The following is a 22863-nucleotide window of genomic DNA, read 5'->3' as shown; positions in this document are numbered from 1 at the left end:
GCGTCGTCGCAGCAAGGCGGTTGAATAGACACTATCCGAACTTTCGGTGTGTGATGCTGATCGAGGTTAGCCCCAGTCGGTTTCTTGGCTGTCAAGGTGAGATGCAAAGCCGTCGCGCGGCTCCAGACACCTGCGTGCATGTCTTCGCCTCAGTCTCGCGCCGAAAGGAAAACCCATGTCCGCCTCAGACGTCCTTCATCCGGATGGCAGCGACTACGATGCCTTCCTCTTTGCAGAAGTGGGTGAGGACAGAACCGGTGCAGCCGTTACGGTCTTGTCAGCGCTTGCGCGCCTTAACCTCGAGCCATGGACCGAGGCGCGTGAGCTTTCTGGTCTGGGTCGGGAGGACGCGAAAGTACGACTGACTACGCATTTTGAAGCGATTACCGACATTCCGGCGCTGGCTCTGGCAAGCGAAGGCAGAGCGGCAAAGCTGGTTTCATTGCTGCCGAAGCGTGCCCCGCTTCGCGTTCCCAAATCACTCGAAGCAGGCACCAACAATTTTCCAAAGCTATCGATGTCTTGGACAACGATGGCCCTCGTTGGAGTCGTGGTTCTGGCGTGGCTCCTCTATTTGGCTCAAACGGGCTAACCTGCGTCAGTGCAAAGACGCGATCGAACCGGTTAGGTGATTCATGTCTACCGCTTATTGGGTTGGCATTTTTTGCGAGTATCTGAGGGGCGTGGGACGCATGCAGTCCCCAAAGAGTTTGCATGGGGTCTGCGCCTCTTATTTCTCGGACCGTCCAGGAAAGGACATTCCCATGAATGAAGAAGACCAAACCGAGGAAAACCAGACGGTGAAACACATGGCTTCCGTCAAGGCTGCCTGGGACAATGCACCCGAAGGCCCCAAGAAAGCGACCGCTCTCAAGCATTATCAAGCGGCCGAGAAGGCGCATGAGGCCGAAAACGACGAAGAGGCACACAACGAACTCAAGCAGGCAAGCCGCGCATTGGTGTAAAGTCGGCAAACCTGTGAAATGACTGCAAGGCCGCCCGAAGCCATACTGAGGGCGGCCGTTTCACGGCAACAAAGGCCGTGATTGATCGAGATAGGCCGGATCGAAATCCGCCAATGCAACAAGCCCCTCGTAGTTATCGAAGGTTACTAGCCCGCCCTGAAACGTGACGAGTCCGCGTTCGCGGAGCTTACGAAGGACGCGGTTGACGTGGATGGCACTTAACCCCAACGCATCTGCCAGATGATACTGTGTGAGCGGACAGGCGTAGCCTTCCCTGCACCCTAATCCGACGAGTGACAGTCTCACGCCAAGCTCCAGCAGAAAATGCGCCATGCGCGCATCCGCATCGCGCCGCCCGAGCCCAACAAGATGCTCGACAACCATCGCTTCGTCCCTCGACACGGCCCAGAGAATGGCCGTGGCCAGCCGTGGTGTCTCTGCGAAGGCTTGCAGAAGATCGCTCACCAGAACCTCCGCCGCCTCGATATCGACGATTGGTTCGATCCCATGATCGGATGTGTGCAACAGGACGCTGCGCAGGCCCAAAAAGTCCCCCGGTATCTGGAAATCAACGATCTGCCGCGACCCGTCAGCCTGGATCTTATAAGAAACGACCCAACCTGCCGCCAGGATGTAAGCAGCCTGTTCCAATTGACCCTGGTGAACCAAGTCGCGCCCTGAAGAGAAAGACTTCCTCCGCTGATGCAAGCGCTCGAGAACGACCAGTTCCGTCTCCGAAAGAGCAACAAACGCAGAGAGCTTTTGGGTAAGTGGGCTGGCTTTGATGTTCATTACCGGTCCCTCCCGAACCGCGCATACTCCCGTAAGAAATCGGCGCTGAGACTGCTTTCGATCAGTACGGACTACCTAAATTATTGAGATGTTGGTCAATACTATCACGACCTCGCCCGGTTGCGTGGCAAGAAAGGAAGAGAATTGTCCTCAATGTCAGATCAACGAGACCCTTCAGGGATGGCCGCCTTCTCCATTTGCGAGGCCCTCCTACTTGCCTTGCAAGATCGCAAGCTGCTGCCGGAAGGCGAGATTCTGGGAATTCTTCGGGATGCGGCAGCGACCCACGAGAATGCCAGAGGTCCAGAAACCGAACAAGAAATGCATATGGCAACCGCCAAACTGATCAATGAGATCATCGTTGGCGGCAACCTTTCGCGGCGCCCGTAGCGTCAACCCTCATACGCTGAACACGAGCGAAGCCTATTTGCTTAGTCGCGCCTGTCAACCCATCTACGGATCAGTAGCTTCGATCTTTGAGTCCGGAGGGTGGTCGGTAGACATCTGCGATTTCGTATCTTCTTCTTGCGAGGCCTTTTTGTCGGTGGCCACTTTCTTCGCCAAGTCGTTGAACGACAGTCTGGCTTTCCATTTCTGGCTGCCAGGGTATCCAGCAGCTTGTGAGCTATAGGGGATCGATGCTCTCTTGGAAAGGAAACATCAGCCGAAGCACCGCGTGCACCTTGTAACACTCTTGGGGAGATACCACGTTTGTTATGCTACTGACCTACATTCGAACTCCTGTTTTCCTTTACCGGCTCTCAGCGCTCGACACTGTCGTGAGAAGCTAGGTTGCCGCATATTGTGGGCAGCGATCAAACAAGGAAAATTCACATGGCCAATGGCACAGTGAAATGGTTCAACGGCGCAAAAGGCTTTGGCTTCATCGCACCTGAGACTGGTGGAAAGGATGTGTTTCTGCACATCTCCGCACTCGAGAAGTCGGGAATGACCACCCTGAACGACGATCAGAAGGTGACCTTCGATGTGGAGGCCGGCAGCGATGGCCGTGAAAGCGCAACCAACATCGCTCGCCTGATCTTTGCAAATGGGCGCTCTTAAGGAGCGCCCTTCGACAGACGGCCATTTGTTTTTGAATCTTCTTCCGCTGCCTAACGCAGCAGTTCCTTTGCCCTGATTGGTATCCGCCGAACCGGCACTACGAATTGTTCATCCCAGGAGACCAGCCCGATGCCAGATTACACAGTTCCAAACAGATCAGATGCGGGACGTGACGTCTTCAAGGGTATGTCGAAGAAATCGAAGGCCAAGGAGACCAGGAAAGAAGCCGCTATGTCGATCCGCGTGGGCGAGTATGGCAGATATCAGATCAAGTCCGGTCGTCTCGCCGGCGCATACGGCGCTCGCGCCTTTCCCAAGCCACCCACGAAGGCGCGCGGCTTGATTGCCGAGGCGACGGGTGAGACCGAAGAAGCTGCGATCATCGCATTGCATTCCGCCATTGATCAGCGCGAAGTCCGTAGGGCCGAAGACCGCAGAACAGACCCTCACAAAGGGACGCAGGTACCAACATCCGACGAATACGTGGAAGCGCTCCATTCTGTAAACCTGACGGGTTCGCAGCGCGCCATGTTGATGGCGTTGTCGCTGAAGGAAGCGGACGGGTTGGCACAGGTTAAGGTTGCAGATGCTGGCAGCTACAAGTCCACGACCTCGGCCAACAGAGCGCTCGCCAGCGTGGGTCGTATGATTGCGGGCTATCTGTCTTCGGGAACGGCATCCACGGGGCCTTCAACGGGCCCGGATGGAAGCACGCTCATTGGGTATCGAGATGTCTCCGAACATGACGAGAAGGCTGAGAACTGGATAATGCACCCCGAGCTTTGCGCCGCCGTCCGTAAGGTTATGTAATTCAATGGGTAAGCCGTCCAAGTGATCGGCCAATGTGGGTTGACTGCCAATCCAGTCGAACCAGAGTTTGTCCAGAAATACCGATATGATCGGACATCAAGAGGACGTTTGGCGGCGCTTTTAACTCTGGATCAATTGCGCTGCGTGCGGCAGGTTGGCCCGCAAACGCAGGCGGCACCAGCCGCACGCCCATTGCCTAGAGGTCAATTTTCTCGGCGATACTAAGTGCATCTTCAAGTTCAACTCCCAGGTAGCGCACTGTGCTATCGACCTTCGTATGGCCGAGCAACAGTTGAACCGCACGCAGGTTGCCTGTTTTCCGGTAAATCTCAGCAGCTTTTGTCCGGCGCAGCGAATGCGTTCCGTATCCACTCGGTTCCAAACCAACCGCCGACACCCAATCGTGCACCAACCGGCCATACTGACGGGTTGAAATGTGCGGGCGGTCGTGGAAGCGGCTGGGAAACACAAACGAGCAAGCCAACATCTCGGGCGATTTGACCCAAGCCAGGACAGTTTCCCTTGTGTTTTCTGTCAGTTCAAACTGAACAGGCCGCTTGGTTTTGCACTGAATCACCGAAACCCGTTCTCGGACGCGATCCTCTTTGACCAGATCGACCACTGAGAGCCTGACCAGATCACAACCACGTAGTTTGCTGTCGATGGCAACGTTAAATAGCGTCAGATCACGAAGGTTGTTGGCCAACTCGAGTCGCGCTCGGATTGCCCAAACCTGTTTTGGCAGCAACGGTCGTTTCTGGCCGATAATCCGCCCCTTGTTCCAGGCTTTACGTTTCGGGGTTACGGCAGGAAGTTGGACTCTAGGCATAATTTGCCCTCCTTGCCGCCCTCCAAACCCAAGCATCAGCACCGCGCTGACGTAGGAATGCTACTCGCAAACCTGATTGCATCCGACCTGCCACCCGTGAGTTTTTGCTCCAAACCTAATAGCAAGCCGAATGAATGGCCGGATTCACCGCCGCGTAACTGCGCTGAAGACCTTGTATGCGCAGAAATTCTTTCGCGGCGAGCGCACGCAGCGAAAATTTGGCACTTCCGCAATGGGCTCATTCGAGACCTTCGCGGCATTTGGTACGAATGTCCGCTCCGCGGACCTGTCTGGCGATGATAGTTCTCGGTTATCATTACTCCGCTTCTGAGGCCTGATTGCCCCTGCCGCACCTTTGCGTTCGCGCCACCGCGCTCTTCAGGCTGCGGTCGGCAGTGCCGCCCTCCGCCTGGAACGTGCTCCCTGGTCAGACCCTGCTCACAAATGGCCCTTCCGTTGTCTCCTCCGGAGCCGTTGGCAGGGCCGTTCGCATGGGTCTGCCTCGGCCCGATGATCCGCCCTTGCGGGTTTCGATCCCTGGGGCAGCGGAACAGCGTTCCTTGAGTTTTGCTGGTCTCCCTGTCCGTCGCGCTTTGCGCTCAGTCCAAGGAGACGTTGCTTTAGAGCCCGCTGGGTTCTCGCGCACGCAACCAAAATAGACAGTACCCGTGTCCTCGCGGCTTCGCCGCTGCGGGTCGCACCAGTCCCATCGATTTTGTTGGCGTTTGCTCACTCCGACACTTCGCCAGTGGGTCAGGTTTTAGAGACGACCCCCCTGAAGGGGGTTGGCTCAAAACCAGACAGATAGGGGCGGAGGCCCCATCCAACCACGAAGGAGCGACCGGGTGGAGAATGAAAGAAATCCCTCAGATGAAGTTCGGGAAGAGGCCGCTTTGGCGGCCAAGATAGCGGAACAGAATGACAGGTTTCGGCGGAAAGGGGGTGCCGACTTCACCGTGCCGGGTCAGATTGTTCTTACACGCGGTGTCGCGGACCTGTCGCCGGCCGCGAAGGCCATCATCATGCAACGAGTCCAAGGCTTCGATCTCTTCACGGAAGACAACGACCCGTACGGCGAGCACGGCTTCGGCGCGTTCGAGATCGGTGGCAACGACTACCACATCTTTTGGAAGATCGATCTCTTTGATGCCGAGTATCACATGGGCAGTGACGACCCGGGCAACCCAACGGTAACCCGCCGCGTCCTCACCATCATGCACGCGTCTGAATACTGACCTCCGAGCAGCAGCCGGGGCGGGCCGAATGCGTGCGTCTGCGCGGAGCACGCCTGTCCCGGCGGACCACAACCAGTCCACTTTCCCAACCAACCGAGAAGGATGACTTCCATGACAAACCAAACAAAAACCTCACCCGACGCGAGCATCATCTACTCGTCACTGGACCAGCTTTAGTTGCACGAGTTGAACCCAAGCCAAGAGGTGGCGCAGGAGGCCGTCGAAGCGCTGGCCGAGAGCATCAAGACCTGCGGGCTCTTGCAAAACCTTCGCGGATTGCAAGACGAGAGCGGCAAGATCGGCATTGCCGCTGTCCTCGATGGGCGCCTGACGGTTTCCTATCACAAGATCGCCGCGTAAGACCCCCAGCTTTTGCCCACTCCCAAGTCAGATCAAGCTCCTCAGCTTCTTTCGGAAGATCGGCATGAAGACGCTTGGCGGCAACTACGCGGTCTCTCTCATCTAGCGAAGAGTGAATATTTGGCTTTCTTGCTTTGTCGACGAGTACCAGAGTGGCTTTGTGAGGCGTGCACCTATACGCCTTAGTAGTTTCTTTATTTCAACGGCTTGCAATGCCGCCGCTTTAGGCTTCAACCCTGCAGCACATGCTTTTTCAGAAAGCACCTGACTCTAAAGAGCGTCAAAAACGGGCCTGTCTTTGATTTAGATCAAAGTGGTCTCGGCGCCTCGAATGCTTGGTTCGAGAGGACGGGAGTTCGTCGTTGGGAATTGGGTGCCAAGTGGGAAATAGAGATATAGCAACTCGAGATGAACTTCAGGCCGTGCTTGGCGTCGTAAGATCGCGCGTTAACCATGTTTTTTGAAACTTGGTGAATAGGTTAACGTTCGCGCTTTACGATAACGGAAGCGTGAGAGTGCCGTGAGGCAGATTGCGGAGACGGTCGCCGGGGAAGGCTGCTGGGTCATTGATCTGGAGCAAGGTTTGGTAGTGCGCAAGCGCCACGACGAGACTTTGGTTAGAGTGTAAGATGGGGGCTAGCTTGGGACGAATAGACAAAGAGCATACTGCTGAGGCGCTTGTCGATGGTCCGCTGGACCGACAGGCATCCATCGACTTGCCCAAGCAAGTAGAACGGCTAACGCTCACCACGACACCAGCTCAGGAACGTCACCGCGAAAAAGTTCGTGATTTGATGCGTGCGGCCCATGAGAAAAGCGTGTTCGGAGACATTCCGTTTTCCGACGCAAAGTTCGACCGGGCATTCGACAACACCCTGCACGCGTCGGGGCAATACCTCGGGCTGGTGGTCACCCTGGGGGACCGTGTGCTTGGCAGCTGCTATTGCGCGCTCGGCGGGTATTTCATTGGCGAGGGCGGGCGGATTGTCTCGGTCACGACGTTCAATATCGACCCCGGATGTGGCACAGGCCTGCTTGGTGGGAAAGCGGCGCTGCGGCTGGCAAAAGGCATTGAGGTTTGGGCGCAGTCTCAGCAAGCAACACATGTGCTCTATCATGTGACCGGTGGAATTGAGATTGGGCGCGCTGATCGGTTCTTTCGGAAGATCGGGATGAAAACGCTGGGAGGAAACTATGGCAAGCGAGTTATCTAGTTTTATAAAGCCGAGTTCGTATCGGAGTGAAATACTGCCAAGCGTTGCAGGCAAGACGGAAGGCTGTGAACGTCAAGGTTCTAGTCCGTGGTTGAAACGCGAGCATATCCGGTGAGCATGCCCAATGACGACAAAAACCTTCCAAAACCCCAAACGTTCTATCATGGTTTCTGGAGCGACTAATAGCTTGATCACTCGTGCGGAGATTGAGCGTGATAAAAGAGACCGTTTGTGGGTTGCTCGAAAATTCCGTGCAAAATATACTTTCTATAGAAGATTGATACCTGCGGGTACGAATGCACCCACATAGAGAATATCAAATGAAAACTACATCTCGCTTAGTAATACTAATCCTATTTGGTGTTGTGGTATCCAACTGTACTTCGCGTACAGTGTCTGAAAGCATTAATCTGTCACCTGAAGTCGATAACTGTACGGCATCTCGATATCTTCCTATACTGGAAGATTATCTTCCACAGCTTGGATCAGGAACATACAGAAGCATAGTTTCCAAGGTCCTGGAAGAGATGGCGGAGGACATTTTCTCTCTGCCCCCAATAGTTTCTGGGAGATGCGAGGTTAGTTACACTGCTGAGTCAAAGTCTGCTCCAGCAATCTACGACATTAGCTTGCCTGTCCAGATTACCATTTCCGAAGGCCCCAGCCAGGTTTGCTTAACTCATGACGACCCGACCGGTTCTCGGCAATCAAGGACCGTAGAGAACACTCTAAATTCAAGCACAGAAAGCGCAGCTGCCAAAGGCAGTACTTCGCCGATATGCTTCAATAAGTAGTAAAGGGATCAACGATGGACGAAACGGGTACGTATAGCATTCAAATTGGGGAACATGGCATTGCGGGCGTTGCAGCCCACCTGTCGGTAAGGTTCGTCAACAACGATACTGGCGAGAGAATTATCGAGATTAATGGGCTTGCTACCGATCGAAGTACTGGGGAGATAAGAGCGGTTGGTGTTCCTTGGCGAGATGATATCGAAGGACATATTTGGGCTTCTGAAACAACAGCATCCTTCTGGAATACTTCCAGAACTAGATCGACCGATACCATTGCAACAAAACCACTCAGTGAACTCGAAACAGATATTAGGACAGTTATTGCCGTCGTAGATGCAGTGAATAGCAAGGGAATAACCTATAATCCAATAGGTACCAACAGCAATAGCTTTGCTTTTGATCTGCTGGCTGGTCTTGGATATTCACGCGCAGATGTTCGTGCGATTGTTGATAGGTTGACGCCTGGTGCAAGGCTCAATCTCCTGACAGACCAGGAAATTAGGGATATTCGAGACTCTATTGCTGGTGATGGTGCAATCTCGGAATGTTTCGGTCCTGACACTGCTATCGACATGTGGCCGCTTGATCCTGAATTCGCCCCTGATCCGCGCAACCCCAATAAAATCTTCGATCAGGACGCCGTGCGCGCCAAAATCTGGAAGAAGCCGATTGTGATGATCCGCAAGGGCGATGTTGTTGTGTCCTTCGACAAGAACGACAACTTAATGCCGGGAAGGGTCACCAGAACCTTTGAGAATGACTCCAAGATTCTGCTTGATTGCTTCGGCACCCGCGTAACCCCCGGCCACGTGTATTTCCGCCCCGACAGCGAGAAGGCTGACAAATTCGAATGCCTGCTCGATATTTTGCGCGACGATGGCATGATCCAGAACGTCGAGGGCAAGAATATCCGTGCCGCGACCAACGTGCCTGTTGGCGATCCACGCGACGGGTTTGTCTGGGCGATCACGCAGGAGCGCAAAGACGGCTTCCTTGTTGAGAAAGAACGTGGCCGCATTCGCTTGGGCACACGCTTCATTGTCGATGGCAAAACCTCGCAATGCGTCGCCGATGTGATTGCAGCCAAGGGGGGCACTGTCGGGGACGACGAGCTGATCCGCGTTGGCGACGCTGCCCCCGCGCCCTTTGTCTGGGAGCATGGCGCAACGCTTCCCAAGCCAGAAGATTTTGTTCTTCTGGCGTCTGGCACAACGTTGATCGATATCTACAAAGCTGGTGAGTGGGAAAGCCGCCGCCCGCAGATGCCTGCGCCAATGGTGATGGATGGTGGCCCTGTGCAGCCATTGTCGGCTACAGCGCATTCCGCCATGCCACGCAATCAGCCTCTTGGCCTGACGCCTTCGTCCGTTTTAAGCCGCACGCCTTCGCTACTTATGCGATTTGGTCGCCGTGCCGCAGAGGTCGTTGGGCGTGTGTCGCACTGATGTCTGCTGGATATGAGTCTTTTTGGCGCACGCGGGAGCGGGACATTCGGATTGCCGGCAAGGTGATGAATATCAAGGGTATTGAAAGGTATCTGCACGCTGGAGTTTGGCGCCCGGCGTAAAGCAAAGGGCGCTTTGTCTTTCAAAATAGGAATTTTAAGAGACCCGGGTTTGAGCCGGTACAGGGGGATAGTGATGTACGACGCATTTGATGAGCACGACGGTGACGCTGCAGGCTGGAAAACCTATAATTTTGAAGTCGCTGAGCACCACACCTACGTCGCCGATGATGTCCGTGTGCATAATAGATCCGGCATTGTGGGCAGAATTGGCCTCGGAATTGACAAGACTGTTGACAGTCTTTTTGGTCGGAGAGATGGAGACGGCAGCTTCATAGATGTTGTGTCGGACGTGGTCACAGCACCGTTTCATATCGCTGGGCGCGCACTCGTCGCGCTCACCTCCCCTATATTCTCGACATTCCAGCTGTTTGGTCAAGCTTTCACGGCGGAGCCGGGCACGCGTCTAGATACAAAGTTTAGCAGTCTGCTTGAGATTTTGTTTGGTGCGGGTGCGCGCGAGGGTGGCCGAAAATCACCTTCACAATACACTGAGGCGGAGCTCAACGAGGCCATCGGGAACGGGACCGTTAGAGAGGCTCTGCGTGCGGATGTGGCCGATGGTTCGTACTTTCATGACCTGCATGACCGCTTTGTGGCTGATGGCCTCACTCGGAAGGGAGCTACGGAGAAAGTTAGAGAAATCCGAAACGGTGAGCACAATAGCGGGGTTAGTAGGGCTGAAGCGGACCGAAGAGCGGAACAGAGGGAGAGGGCTGATATCGATCGTGATCTACGCTCGGAAGATCGTCGCTCCGACAATAGTCATGCGTACGAGCGTGAAGCGGAAGTCGACAGGGTCTACAATGAACGTCACTCGTCGCCCTCCCAAAAAAGTGGTGGAGGTGATGGGGGCAAGCCGCCCATCCTTCTTGATCTGGACGATGACGGGCTAGAAATCACTGAGCTTTCCAAGTCGACGGTGTTTATGGACGCTGGCGGTGACGGTTTGCTGCACCGGACAGCCTGGGTTGGGGATGGCGATGGCGTTCTGTTCATCGATGACGATGGGGATGGAGCGATCTCGGAGAAGAAGGAATATGTCTTCACCGAGTGGGATCCGACGGCGACGGATGATCTGGCGGCTCTAAGGGCGGTGTTTGATAGCAATGACGACGGGGTGTTGGACGCCTCGGATGCGCGGTTTGCGGACTTCAAGGTCTTGGTCACGAATGCGGATGGCTCCACCACGGCGAAGACGCTCACCGAAGAGGGCATCACCTCGATTGATCTGACGGCGGATACGACGCGGATCGAGCTGCCGGATGGCTCGATGATCACGGGGCAGACGAGCTTCACGCGCTCGGATGGCAGCACAGGCACGGTGGCGAATGCGACACTGGTGGCCGAGGCGCAGGGCTACCGCGTGGAGCAGGATGAGAGCACCAATGGCGCGGGCGACCGGGTGGTGGTCAGCACAGCTTATACTGCGACGGGCGATGTGGCCTATGTCATCACTTCTGTCACCAGCCCCGACGGATCGAGCATCACCAACAGCTACGACGACGATGGCGACGGGGTGGTCGACCGACTGCAGGAGATCTCGATGCAGGAGGTGAATGGGAACAAAGTAGAAACCGTCGTGAATAAAAACGGCTCGGATTTGACTACGGCGATTGTGACCAGCCGCGTGGTGACCACGACCAGTGCCGATGGCAGCGATGTGACGATCGAGCGGGACTCCACGGGCGGCGGCTGGTTCGACCAGGAAGAGATCCGCACGACGGCGCCCGATGGCAGCCGCAGCATTGTGATCCATGACCTGGCCAAGAACGGTGATGTCATTCGCAGCTCCAGCGAGACGACCACCATCGACGGGCTCACACGCACGAAAGGGACCGATGAGAACGGCGATGGTCTGGATGATGTGACGGTGACGCACAGCATCACCGAGCATGCTGACGACAGCCGCACGGAGAGCACGGAGGCACATAACCGGAATGGGAGCCTGCGGTCGTCGGAGACGATGGTGGTTGGCCCCGATGGGCAAAGCAAGACCATCAGTCGCGACGTGGATGGTGACGGGGTGGTTGAGACCGTCGAAGACCTCTCCATCACGCTTGGCACCGGTGGTGACAGCATCTCGGTTCTGACGGTCCGGAACGGGTCGGGCACGACCCGCAGCACGGTCACACAGACGCAGTCAGCAGACGCGCTGACCAAGACCATCGAAGCGAACGTGGATGGCGATAATGATATCGACAGCACAACGGTCGATACGACAGTGATCCACGGCGATGGTAGTCGGGAAAACACCGTGACGGTGACCAACACCAATGGCTCGGTCCGGTCGATGCAGAAGACGACCCTGGGGGCGGATAAGGTCAGTTCCGAGACCTGGGTGGACCTGGATCAGGACGGTGTCTTTGATGCGGATGAGCGGGTGCGCTCGGTCACGGTGGATGGAGCCACGCAAGAGCGGACCACGCTCGATCAGACGCGTGCCATCGACGGCACCGTGCTGGCCAGCAGCACCACCGTATCCTCCGAAGACGGGCTGACCGTCACCAGCACAACAGACGCAGATGGCGACGGCGATACAGATGTGGCTATCTCGGATTTAACCACGGTGGACGGTGCCGGTGTCTCGACGCAGACCATCGAGATGCGGAACCAGGACACCACCCTGCGCGACAAAACCGTGGTCGAGACCAGCGCGGACGGGTTGACCACGACCACACGCGTGGACATCGATGGCGACGGTGCTTTTGACAGCCAAATGGTCGATGTTCGGGTGCTGGAGGCGGGTGACAGCATCACGCGCACGGTCTCGAGCTATGCTGGCGACGGCACGACCTTGCTGAGCCGCAGCACCTCAACCGAGAGCGCCGACCGGCGGGTCATGACCACCGAGGTGGACGCGGGTGGGGACGGGATCGCCGATCAGATCACGGTCTCGGCGCAAGCCACCGATGGCACTACCACCGTCACAGATGAGCGCAAGGCGGCCACTGGCGCCACGATCACCTCGTCCGAGACCTGGATCAGCGCCAACGGTCTTATCTCGCGGACGACACGCGACCTCGACGGCGATGGGATCACCGATGTCACCGACGAAAGCACCACTGTGCTGAACGCCGATGGCAGCCGCACGCAGACGCTGGTGACAAAGAACGGCGATGGATCCGAGCGCAGCACGCGCGAGGTCACGGTCAGGGATGACGGGCTGAAGACCACAATCAAGAGCGATACCGATGGTGACGGAAGCTTCGAGCGCGTTGAGACTAGCACAACAATTCTGAAACAAAACGGTGAGCAGGTCACGACGCAGGAGGTGAGATCTGAAGACAGTATGCTGCTGTCCTCCGTCGAGATCACCCGCAGCGACGACGGGTTGATCACAACGACCCGGTTCGACCAAGATGGAGACGGGGCTCACGACCTTAGGCTCAAGGAGGCAGAGGCCTTGCGGACTGATGGAGGCGTTCGCTCCACATCCGAGCTTTTTGACGGCTCAGGCGTCAAAAGAAGCAAGACGACCACAACCACCTCGGACAATGGCGACAGAATTACGACCACCGCTGACGTGAACGGTGACGGACAAACCGATATCTGGTCGCGCGAAACGATCAGGGGCGATGGTGATCGGATCGTAACGGAAAAGCAGCTCTCTGCGACAGGAGACCTCCAGTCTCTTCGCACGGTCACCACCAGTGCCGACCAACTGACCACTACGTCAACCATGGATGCAGACGGTGACGGTCACGTGGAGCGCAGGCATATCATCACAACCACGCTGAATGCCGATGGATCTCGCACGACGGTGACCACCGAGAAGGACGATGACAACACCACCTATCGCTCGGCAAAACTGACAATCAGCGATGATGGGCGCGACCGGACGGAAGCCTGGGATCACAACAGCGATGGTGCCGACGATCTGACCATGCAGACCACGTTGGAACTTACGATCAATGGCGTTGAAACCATAACCGAAGAGCGTCGGTCCGCAAATACTGATGTGCTGAGCATGACAGCGACCGTCACCAGCGCAGACGGGCGCTCAATGCTGCGCACGGTCGATATCGACGGTGACGATAGTACTGACGTTGAAGTCATAGAGAACCGCGATCACAACGGGCAGCTTGTGCAAGACACGACCCATTTCGATGAGGACGGCGCTCTTGATGCACGTGTTCTTCAAACTGTCTCCGCCAATGGCCTCGAGACAACTATCAAGTCCGACCGAGATGGAGATAGCGTCTTTGAAATCAACACGACGGATGTCACCTCGCTTCTTCAAACAGGCTGGGTGGTTCGCACAATTACGCACGCGGACAGCAACAACATAGAGTTGGCCGCAGAGACCTATGAAACCTCCGACGGTGGTCTGTTCTCGCGGACGACGTACGACTTTGATGGCGACAATCAAACGGATCTTCGCTCAGAAGACACCACACTATTCATGAATAGCGGTTATGTATCGCGCACCCAGGAAACCTGGGATGGCCAGTCCAACAAGCTGTCCAGCGCGACTTGGCTTACGAGCGGTGACGGTCTTGCCACGACCTACTCCATTGATGTTGACGAGAACGGTCATCTTGATCGCTCAATCACCACGACCAATGGAGCGAGTGGAGGCGTTACTGAAACCGCTTCCGAGTTCGGTATCGGCGGGACGCTAAACTGGTCAATGACCCGTGTCGTGAGCGAAGATGGTTGGTCGGAAACCCAGACTTATGATCGGGATGGTGATACGGTCACCGACCGTGAAATCTTGATGGTGACGGATAACAGCCGGAATGTGACGGTCCACTACTCAGACATCCCGGGCATTGGTTTGACAGGTGCTGGCATTGTAAAGTTCACATCCGCGAACGGCATGTTGCGCCGCACCGAGTTTGACCTTGATGGCGATGGAACTGAAGATATCAAGTTCGTATCGCAGACCTCATTCAATGTCTCCGGTGATCGCATAGAGACGACGACCGAAACCGCGTGGCAGAACCAAAAAACCTACGAGGAGGTGACAACAATTGCCGCCGATGGATTGTCGTCAACCATGACGTTTGACATGGATGGTGACGGTGTCCTGGACGGAAACTCCTCATCCACAACAACACTGAATGCGGATGGAAGTCGTCACACACTGAATGAGACCCGCTATGCCGACGGGGATTTGCGGACATCGAAGATAACGGATGTGAGCCGCGATGGGCGGACCACGACCCAGACCTTTGACTTCGACGGAAACGGAAAAGACAACCTCTTCGAAGAGCGATTTGTTGCAACAAGCGGTGCGGAGACCATCACCGAGGTTGGCTACAACGATGACGGTGACGAGATCAGCCGTCACGTCACGCAGACAACCGCAGATGGGCGTCTGACGACAATCAACAAGAACGGTGTTGAGCAGACGATTTCCCGCTCAGTCACCGACAATGGAACTTACACCTGGGACAATGGTGTCGATTACGCGACCGAGGGCGAACACTTCCTTGTGAGTCATACACTCGATGCTTTTGGTATTGAAACCTGGACCAGTGAGAAAACCTGGAAGGACAGCGGCGGAGCCACTCAGACAGAAGCTCACTCTGTGCGACTGGACCAAGCGTCCATTGCGCGCATGCTGGATGAAGCTGCGCGCGTTTACGACACGGTTCTTGACCGCGATATGCTGCGCGAAGAGTCCGAAGTACTGCTGCAGTATGCCTCGAACGGTGAGCTTGACAGGCCTGCGCTCGTCGCTGCGCTGACGTCCTCAGACGAGTTTACGACGCGCTACGGGACGTTGTCAGACGCTTTGTTCATAACGCAAATCTACCTCAACTCGTTTGCGCGGGGCGCTTCTCTTGCAGAGCTCGACAAGCATCTGGCAGAGCTCGCCGGTGGTGGCAGTCGCGATGCCTTGGCCGCCGACGTTGCGGAGTCCGTAGAGCACCTTGTGATTGGCAATGGGCACCGGATTACCAATAATTTTGATGTGCTCATCAACCCGGCGGAATACGAGCGCATTCTGGATCGCGCTTATGTCGAGATGCTGATCACCGATCTTGTCGATATCGTCTACGATCGGGCCGTGACAGCGCATGAGCTGGCGTACCTTTCAAGCCTTCTCATGGAGGGGAGTGACACGCTTGCGGACGTCGCGCAAAAACTGCTGGACCTGAGCGGAGACATTCAGGGCATTGCGCAAAACTCTGTGCATGGGCTGAGCGGGGCGGCCTTTGTTGAGCGCGCTTATCTCAATGCGTTGGAAAGACTGCCCGTCGCCGCGGAAGCGCAAACCTGGCAAAACAACCTGTCCTCTGGCCGCATCACCCAGGCGGAGTTCCTCGCGTCTCTCGCGCAGAGTGTCGATCATCGTGGCAGCGGAAACGTCTATGAGACTGGTTCGGCGCCTACGCCGAGCGTCTCAACCGGCACGTCCGGAAACAATAACCTTGTTGGCGGCAGCGGTCAGGACGACCTGCGAGGGCTTGCTGGAAACGACACCCTCCGAGGCAATGCCGGGGCAGACAAGCTGGAGGGCGACGAAGGCATTGATGATCTGCGCGGGGGGACCGGTAGCGACACCTATGTCTGGTCCCGCGGTGACGGTAGCGACACGATCACGGACGAAGGCACGTCCATGATCGAAGTGGATGCTTTGCATCTGACAGATGTTCTGCCTGCCGATGTCAGTTTGCAGCGCAACTACTTCTCCAACAACTTGGTCATAATCATTGCGGGGACGGGTGGCGCGGTCATTGCGGTGACCGATCAGTTTGATGAGGCTGCCAGCGGCGGTGCTGGACTTGAGAGTATTCAGTTCTCCGATGGAAGCACCTGGACTGCGACAGAAATCGACCGAAACACACAGATGCAGGGCACCGGAACAAACTCCGATGACCTCATTTATGCCGTTTCTGGTGATGACAGTGTAAAAGGTCGCGAAGGTAACGACTGGATCGATGTTGGTGCGGGAAACGACACTTTGTTCCTTGGGCCTGGGGCCGATATTGGTCTCGGAAACACTGGAGATGACAGCATTAAGGGAGGCAGTGGAGACGATCAGATTGCTGGTGGACAGGGGGCCGACACGATCAGAGGCGAAGACGACGATGACACGATCTGGGGCGACGATGGCGCTGACTCCATTTACGGGGATGCTGGGAACGACGTTCTTTGGGGTGGCGCGGGCAATGACACGCTTCGTGGGGCAGGCGAGACGGACTCGCTGGAAGGTGGTACTGGTGATGATTGGCTGTACGGAGGCTTAGGGAATGACACGCTGTCTGGCGGCGGCGGACGCGACTATCTGGAAGGAGGCGCAGGTGCCGACCAGCTCAATGGAGGAGAAGGTGAAGAAGATCGTGTCATGTACAACGCGTCTTCTGTTGGCGTTGTCGTTGATCTTGCGGCCGGGACCGGAGCACAAGGCGATGCACAAGGTGACGTCTACATCGATATAGAGCAAGCGTCAGGGTCAGAGCACAACGATCATCTGAGCGGCAACGAACTTGACAATGTCTTTGTTGGCAAAGGCGGCAACGACACGCTCGCTGGGCTCGGGGGCAACGACCGGTTCTGGGGTCAGGATGGCGATGACCAAATCAACGGTGGTGATGGCGATGACCGCATGTTTGGCCAGTTTGGGCAAGACACGCTAGATGGTGGGTCAGGTAACGATATCTTGTATGCAGGAGAAGACAACGATCACGTCGTTGGGGGTGATGGAAATGACACTCTTCACGGTGGTGATGGCGACGACGTAATCTCGCTAGGCGAAGGCGACGACTCTGGCACAGGTGGTGGGGGACATGACGAGGTCACGGGTGATGGAGGTGATGATCGCTTTTGGGGCAATGAGGGCAATGACACTATAAGCGGTGGTGCGGGAAATGACCTAATCTATGGTGAAATCGGCTACGACTCACTCTTGGGCGGTGGTGGGTCCGACACCATATGGTCAGGTGAGGGCAACGATTTTGTTGATGCAGGGTCAGGGAACGACAATGTCCATGGCGGAAATGGAAATGATGAGATCTGGCTAGGTGATGGTGCGGACTCCGGGACTGGAGACAATGGCGATGACCGAGTTTTTGCTGGAACCGGCGATGACACTTTCTATGGAAATGATGGCAGTGATGAGTTGGACGGAGGCGAGGGCAACGACACTCTTTTCGGCGAGTCTGGCAACGACACACTACTTGGCAAAGCGGGAAATGATCTACTGCTCGCAGGCACAAACGAAGATACTCTCAACGGCGGAACGGGTGCAGACGGCCTGATTGGCGGCTCAGGCGCTGATGTTTTTGTGTTTACCACTGGAGATGGCTCCGACACGATTCACGATTTTGAAGATGGCTTAGATTTGATCGAGTTCACAGGACTGAATTTTAGCGATCTGAACATCACTCAGCATGGAGCGGACGTGCAAGTTTCCTACGGTAATGTTGATACGATCTTGATCGAGAACCTGGACACTTCTTCTCTGACAGCTCAAGACTTTAGCTTCCTTTGATCGGGCTACTCAACAGTTTTATGGTACTTAATGGACTTTGGTTGATCCGCCGCACCTGAGTGGTCCAATTTGCAGGCAGCAGGTCAGTTCATCGGGTTGCCCACGGTGAAGCCGATCACCGCTTCGGGCCGGAGCGCCGAGAAGCTCCAGGGCGCGCCCAAAGCGACGCGTTCGCGCAGGCAGTCCTCCTGATCATAGTAGAAGTTCGGCGGCATGCCCGCGCCCTTAGGTGCGCGAGCATCTTTGATGTCATTGTCGAAGTTCGAGCATCGGATTGGACTAAGCTGTCAACCCTTCAAGTTTCTTGCCTGCTTCCAGGTGGGCGATGAACCACGCCGGCTTGCGTCCCATCCCTGACCACGTCTGTTTCGGATTGTCGGGGTTCTCGTACTTCGCCTTCGAAACCAACTTTGAATTCGTGGCCAGTTTGGGAGCCGCTTTCGCTGCTGGTTTCGCCGTCGTTTTCGAGATAGCCTTTGGCGCCACTTTGCGCTTTGCTGTGATCCCTGAAAACGTCCTCGTTTATGGATAGAGTTTTCCGCTAGATTTTCTTTGGCTGGGAGAGGAGCGGATAGCGATTAAAGCATCCAAATTCACGGACGCGCAGAAGGCGTTCATCATCAAGCAAGGCGAAGAAGGAACACCTGTTGCTGAGATTTGTCGGAAGGCTGGGATCAGCCAGGCGACGTATTTCAATTGGAAGAAGAAGTACGCCGGGATGTTGCCGACGGACATGAAGAAGCTGCGAGAGTTGGAAGACGAGAACAGGCGTTTGAAGAAGATTGTCGCAGACCTGTCGTTGGACAAAGAAATGCTTCAGGACGTTATCAAACGAAAGCTCTAAGGCCTGCTCGCAAAAGAGCGCTGGTTGACGAGATCAGAACTGACTGGCGGGTGTCGATCCGGAGGGCCTGTGGTCTTATCCGGTTCGATCCGCGGACATATCGGTACAGGTTTCGTCGGCGCGACCAGGCCGCGTTGGAGCAGCGGATCAAGGAAATCTGTGAGACACGCGTGCGGTTTGGCTATCGGCGGGTCCATGTGCTGTTGCGCCGGGAAGGTTGGGAGATCAATGCGAAAAAGACTTATCGTATTTACAAGGAGTTGGGTATGCAGCTCAGGAACAAGACACCCAAACGGCGTGTAAAGGCGAAGCTGCGCGAAGACCGCAAGGAAGCCGTGCATCCAAACGATGTCTGGGCGATGGATTTTGTGCACGATCAGCTGGCCACAGGTCGCAAGATACGCATCCTGGCAGTCGTCGACACATTCTCCCGATATGTTCCTGTGCTGGATGCCAAGTTCAGCTACAAAGGCGAAGATGTGGTCTCAACCCTGGATCAAGTCTGCCGTCAGACCGGCTATCCCAAGACGATCAGGGTGGACAATGGTAGCGAGTTCGTGTCGCGCGACATGGACCTATGGGCTTATCAGCGCGGTGTCACGCTCGACTTCTCGCGGCCGGGAAAGCCGACGGACAACGCCTACATAGAAGCCTTTAACAGCAAACTGCGCTCCGAATGCCTGAACGCTCATTGGTTCATGGGCCTTGAAGATACCGCCGAAAAGTTGGAGGCTTGGCGTAGAGACTATAACGAAGAAAGACCGCACAGCGCCATTGGGAACAACGTCCCAGCAGCGCTGATGAAATTGCCAGACGCATCCAGCCCGTCTGTGTGATCAAAGGGCGGAAAATCTAGCCCCAAGCGGGGACACTTCCGGTAGCACAGCAACCCTGAACAGAGCTAACTGAAAAACGCGGACTCAAAGGGGAGCAGGTCAGCTTCGTTGTCGTTGTCGTTGTCGCCCTAGCGGCCGATTTGACTGCTGACTTGGGCGCAACTTTCCGTTTGGCCTTCCTTGGTGTCTTAGGGAGTTTTGCGCTGTGCAATCGAGCCATCTCAGCGAAGTCCACACCGTGCTTCCTTGCGACTGCTTCCATCTGCGCAAGCGCTTCTTGGCGGGTCAGTTCCTGTCGCCGTTTCTCGATCTTCGCGCTCAGCTTGTCTAACTCGGATGCGCTCATTTTGCTGACATCGGTTGCCGTGGGTGGTCCCTTCTTTGCAATTTGATGCCGCTGCCATAGCAACACAGGATGATTAAAATCTTAAGGGTCAATAGGCGCTTAGAGATGACAATGAGCGCAAACGGCTATCCGCCACCCAAATCCAATGTGATCTCTGGCCGAAACCTCGTACCTGCACGAGCGAACAACCGGCTTTGATCGGCACCAGTCAACCGAGCGCGCACCACCGGCGCGCCTGTGCGGTCCTGAAGCCACTGAACGCCAGCCCTGTGTGGCAGCTGCTGGTCAGGCCGCGCTATACGACCTTCAGGAAAGATCGCGACGCTGCGACCGGCCTCCAGTGCGCTTTGGAGATGGCGAAGAGCGTAAGGGTGGTTTGAGTTCATAGGAACGACCCAGCCGAGGCCAAGCCATTCCAGCAGCCGCAACCCATAGCTTGTGAACACATTGTCGACGGAGTGTTTTGGTGTGACCGGGAAGACCATCTTGGTCGGACAGGCGAAGGCCAGGATCAGCCCGTCAAGCAGGGATTGATGGTTGCAGGTGAGGATCATTGGCGCGCCAGATGTCACCGCGTAGACATCACAGAACCGAACCTTCACTCGAAGTGCTGCTAAGATCATCCGCCGCCACAGGGCCATGTGAACTTGGTCTGGTTTCATCTTATGATCCTCTCTTTCAGCGATCGCATTGAAGCCAACGCGATCCGTCAGAATTGGATATTGACCTTTGTTCCGGCCGAGAATGGATCAACACGCTCCTCAACCATCCCATCCGGCGAGGTCTCGGCCGGAACTGGACCACTGGCCTGCCAAGAGACATAGTGATCCGTCAGGTCGATTGGTCCCTCTGAACTCGATGTCGAGCCCGTCGCTTCCCATCTTGCTGGCGCCTCGGGCTCAATCTGACCCAAGCTGGCAACGCGCGTGGCCGCTTCGGCCACCCGCAGGTCATATGCCTCCAGAGAATTGACCGTCGGGATCGTTCCGAGCTGACGGGCATACTGATTGTAGAACGCCACGACAGCGGCCACGTAGCCCTGTGTTTCCTTGTAGGGTGGGACCCCGCCAAACTTTTTCACCGCATTCGGCCCAGCGTTATAGGCTGCAAGGGCAAGTGGCATCGAGCCATAGTTCTCCAGCTGATCCAGCAAATACCGCGCGCCGCCATCCACCTGCAGCTCAGGGCTCTTGTAGTAGTCTGGATAGATCCCGAGCGATTTCGCAGTTGGTGGAATGATCTGCGTGAGGCCAAAGGCGTCCTTCGGCGATTTCGCCTTGGCCGAGAAGCGGGACTCTTGCTTGATCAGCGCCATAAGCCAGGCCCGGAACCCGTCGTGGGTGATACCAAGCCGCGCGAGTGCATCGTGGTTGCGGTACTTTTCGGCTGCGGCGAACACCAGTTTTTCGACGTTCTCGTGCTTCCCATCGAGCAGGCGGCGCCCAATGGGGGGCAAAGCGTCCGGGTGCCATTGTTCTTCAATGGCCCAGGGCGTCGAAACCGACGCCGCTAAACGTTGGCTGGCCTCCTCTTGGTCCGCTGGGCTGGCGGCGTTGAGCGCGCCCAAGACCGCTGCGGCGACTGTGTTGCCCGAGTTTATCCAATCGGTCATCTGTTAAAGCTCACTGTCAGGGACATGTTGAAGAGGCGCGCCCAGGCCGTCATAGCCGTCATCTGGATGCCGGGTATGGACGTGCCTTCCGCCCACCAAAGACTGGCGATCCCCAAAACATGATCAGCGCCAGCGTAACGCGACTGAAGCACTGGCCAGACCAGCAATTGCTCATAGCAGATCAGCACCGCAGTTGGTTGTCCTCCCAACATCACCATTGGCGCTTGATCAAAATGCGCCTTCGCGGATTGCTCTGACCACGGACGCCACATCGAGACCGGCACCGGCATGCGTTGCCGATAGACAATCTCGACATCTGTGCTGGTCACCCGTGCGAGCGCGTTGTCGTAGCCCTTGCCATTGGTGTATTCGACACCGGCAAAAATGATCTTACCAGTCTGCTTGGCCAGGTCCTTCCATGCCTCTTCCGCCGTGTGCGTCCGCCAGCCCATTGCGCCTTCCGGAAAGACCGCAATGGGCGCATCGGCTTGTGATGCGAGCCGTTTGGCTTCTGTGACAAACGTGAACGACCTTTGGAAGTCACGTGATCCGGCACTGTAGTGCACGTTGCTCTCTAAGCCTTCCCAGCCGTCCAGCTTGCGCGGCTCTTCGCCCATCAGAACGCCACCAGCCCAGAGAACGCAGGTGAGACTCAAGAGGGCAGGGCGGGCCTTTCCGTAGGTCAGTGCCATGAACAGGCCCAGAGTAGCCACCAGCCCAACCCAGCCGAGCCCGTGGAACAGTATACCAGCTGCGGTGACTGGAGAGACCCACCCGAGGATCCCGAACGGCGGGATCGCCATGAGGATCGTCGCCGCGATGAACCCGAACGCGCGGCAGGCTGGCCGTGCCGACCAAAACGCGCCGTGGACCAGAACGAAGACCGACGAGGCCGCGAGCCAGAGGATCAGACCAACGGCGATGTCAGAGCCAAAGAAGGTTGCGGCCCCGACGGGCAGGCCGCGACTGGCCGCAAGAAAGTAGCCCATGGCTAGGGTGATCGCGGAGATCCGCGTCGGAGCCAGACCAAAGCAGAGCGGAAAGAGCGCGACCAGCGGTAGGAGTGCTGCGTGATCGTTCCACGCCGCCGCCCCAATGGCACACCCGACCAGACCAAAGGCCAGGGCCGCCATGGGGCTTTCTGCGGCAAACAT

At 56.4% G+C, this 22863-nt stretch carries 18 protein-coding genes; 11 read left to right on the top strand and 7 right to left on the bottom strand.

What is annotated here, in order from left to right; genetic code table 11:
- Positions 1 to 175 precede the first annotated feature (175 nt).
- Together Q1A71_RS21045 and Q1A71_RS21040 are read left to right on the top strand one after the other, a co-directional pair.
- Entirely contained in the window at positions 176 to 592 is a 417-nt protein-coding gene (locus tag Q1A71_RS21045; RefSeq protein WP_299681406.1) for a hypothetical protein, read from the top strand.
- Between the two features lie 172 nt (positions 593 to 764).
- Positions 765 to 965, top strand: coding sequence for a hypothetical protein (locus Q1A71_RS21040; RefSeq protein ID WP_299146657.1), 201 nt, complete (start codon positions 765 to 767; stop codon positions 963 to 965).
- Positions 966 to 1025: 60 nt separating this feature from the next.
- Here Q1A71_RS21040 and Q1A71_RS21035 read toward each other — a convergent pair whose 3' ends face one another.
- Entirely contained in the window at positions 1026 to 1757 is a 732-nt protein-coding gene (locus tag Q1A71_RS21035; protein WP_299681402.1) for a Crp/Fnr family transcriptional regulator, read from the bottom strand.
- A 153-nt stretch (positions 1758 to 1910) separates the two neighbouring features.
- Between Q1A71_RS21035 and Q1A71_RS21030 the strand changes: the two genes are divergently transcribed.
- From Q1A71_RS21030 to Q1A71_RS21020, 3 genes are all read left to right on the top strand, one after another.
- Positions 1911 to 2147 carry a hypothetical protein gene (locus tag Q1A71_RS21030; protein WP_299296828.1) on the top strand — a complete coding sequence of 79 codons (237 nt, stop codon included), beginning with the start codon at positions 1911 to 1913 and terminating at the stop codon, positions 2145 to 2147.
- 444 nt (positions 2148 to 2591) lie between these two features.
- Positions 2592 to 2819, top strand: a complete 228-nt coding sequence (locus Q1A71_RS21025) for a cold-shock protein (protein WP_299681399.1) — start codon at positions 2592 to 2594, stop codon at positions 2817 to 2819.
- A 129-nt stretch (positions 2820 to 2948) separates the two neighbouring features.
- Positions 2949 to 3629: a hypothetical protein gene (locus Q1A71_RS21020; RefSeq protein WP_299681396.1), complete on the top strand. Its 681-nt coding sequence runs from the start codon at positions 2949 to 2951 to the stop codon at positions 3627 to 3629.
- Between the two features lie 196 nt (positions 3630 to 3825).
- Here Q1A71_RS21020 and Q1A71_RS21015 read toward each other — a convergent pair whose 3' ends face one another.
- On the bottom strand, positions 3826 to 4458 hold the full coding sequence (locus tag Q1A71_RS21015; protein WP_299681393.1) for a tyrosine-type recombinase/integrase: 633 nt from the start codon (positions 4456 to 4458) through the stop codon (positions 3826 to 3828).
- An 845-nt stretch (positions 4459 to 5303) separates the two neighbouring features.
- On the opposite strand from Q1A71_RS21015, the gene Q1A71_RS21010 reads away from it, so the two are divergent.
- From Q1A71_RS21010 to Q1A71_RS20990, 5 genes are all read left to right on the top strand, one after another.
- Complete coding sequence (locus Q1A71_RS21010) at positions 5304 to 5693, top strand: DUF3768 domain-containing protein (protein WP_299681390.1); 390 nt, start codon at positions 5304 to 5306, stop codon at positions 5691 to 5693.
- Positions 5694 to 5870: 177 nt separating this feature from the next.
- The gene (locus Q1A71_RS21005; RefSeq protein WP_299681387.1) at positions 5871 to 6053 is read left to right on the top strand and encodes a hypothetical protein; all 183 of its coding nucleotides are present in this window, start codon (positions 5871 to 5873) and stop codon (positions 6051 to 6053) included.
- Between the two features lie 641 nt (positions 6054 to 6694).
- The gene (locus Q1A71_RS21000) at positions 6695 to 7267 is read left to right on the top strand and encodes a hypothetical protein (RefSeq protein ID WP_299681384.1); all 573 of its coding nucleotides are present in this window, start codon (positions 6695 to 6697) and stop codon (positions 7265 to 7267) included.
- Between the two features lie 808 nt (positions 7268 to 8075).
- Positions 8076 to 9506, top strand: a complete 1431-nt coding sequence (locus tag Q1A71_RS20995; RefSeq protein WP_299681381.1) for a hypothetical protein — start codon at positions 8076 to 8078, stop codon at positions 9504 to 9506.
- Positions 9507 to 10553: 1047 nt separating this feature from the next.
- Positions 10554 to 18071 (top strand): DUF4214 domain-containing protein, encoded by a 7518-nt coding sequence (locus Q1A71_RS20990; protein WP_299681378.1) that lies wholly within the window; start codon positions 10554 to 10556, stop codon positions 18069 to 18071.
- 83 nt (positions 18072 to 18154) lie between these two features.
- On the opposite strand, the gene Q1A71_RS20985 is transcribed toward Q1A71_RS20990, so the two are convergent.
- Together Q1A71_RS20985 and Q1A71_RS20980 are read right to left on the bottom strand one after the other, a co-directional pair.
- A complete protein-coding gene (locus Q1A71_RS20985; protein WP_299681375.1) occupies positions 18155 to 18286 on the bottom strand; it encodes a hypothetical protein in 132 nt (43 codons plus the stop codon).
- A 64-nt stretch (positions 18287 to 18350) separates the two neighbouring features.
- Positions 18351 to 18557, bottom strand: coding sequence for an H-NS histone family protein (locus Q1A71_RS20980; RefSeq protein ID WP_299681372.1), 207 nt, complete (start codon positions 18555 to 18557; stop codon positions 18351 to 18353).
- A gap of 91 nt (positions 18558 to 18648) precedes the next feature.
- On the opposite strand from Q1A71_RS20980, the gene Q1A71_RS20975 reads away from it, so the two are divergent.
- A protein-coding gene (locus tag Q1A71_RS20975; RefSeq protein ID WP_299681627.1) for an IS3 family transposase occupies positions 18649 to 19751 on the top strand; the annotation gives its coding sequence in 2 pieces (ribosomal slippage) (positions 18649 to 18910 and positions 18910 to 19751; 1104 coding nt in all).
- A 471-nt stretch (positions 19752 to 20222) separates the two neighbouring features.
- Here Q1A71_RS20975 and Q1A71_RS20970 read toward each other — a convergent pair.
- From Q1A71_RS20970 to Q1A71_RS20960, 3 genes are read right to left on the bottom strand one after another with little or no spacing between them, the layout of a single operon-like run.
- Positions 20223 to 20759, bottom strand: a complete 537-nt coding sequence (locus Q1A71_RS20970; RefSeq protein ID WP_299681369.1) for a lysophospholipid acyltransferase family protein — start codon at positions 20757 to 20759, stop codon at positions 20223 to 20225.
- A 47-nt stretch (positions 20760 to 20806) separates the two neighbouring features.
- On the bottom strand, positions 20807 to 21709 hold the full coding sequence (locus Q1A71_RS20965) for a lytic transglycosylase domain-containing protein (protein WP_299681366.1): 903 nt from the start codon (positions 21707 to 21709) through the stop codon (positions 20807 to 20809).
- A complete protein-coding gene (locus tag Q1A71_RS20960; protein WP_299681363.1) occupies positions 21706 to 22842 on the bottom strand; it encodes a carbon-nitrogen hydrolase family protein in 1137 nt (378 codons plus the stop codon). Before Q1A71_RS20960 ends, Q1A71_RS20965 begins: the two co-directional genes overlap by 4 nt.
- Positions 22843 to 22863: the final 21 nt, after the last annotated feature.

This window comes from uncultured Roseobacter sp., assembly GCF_947493125.1.
GTDB lineage: Bacteria > Pseudomonadota > Alphaproteobacteria > Rhodobacterales > Rhodobacteraceae > Roseobacter.
This window is presented reverse-complemented; position numbering and strand designations above follow the sequence as displayed.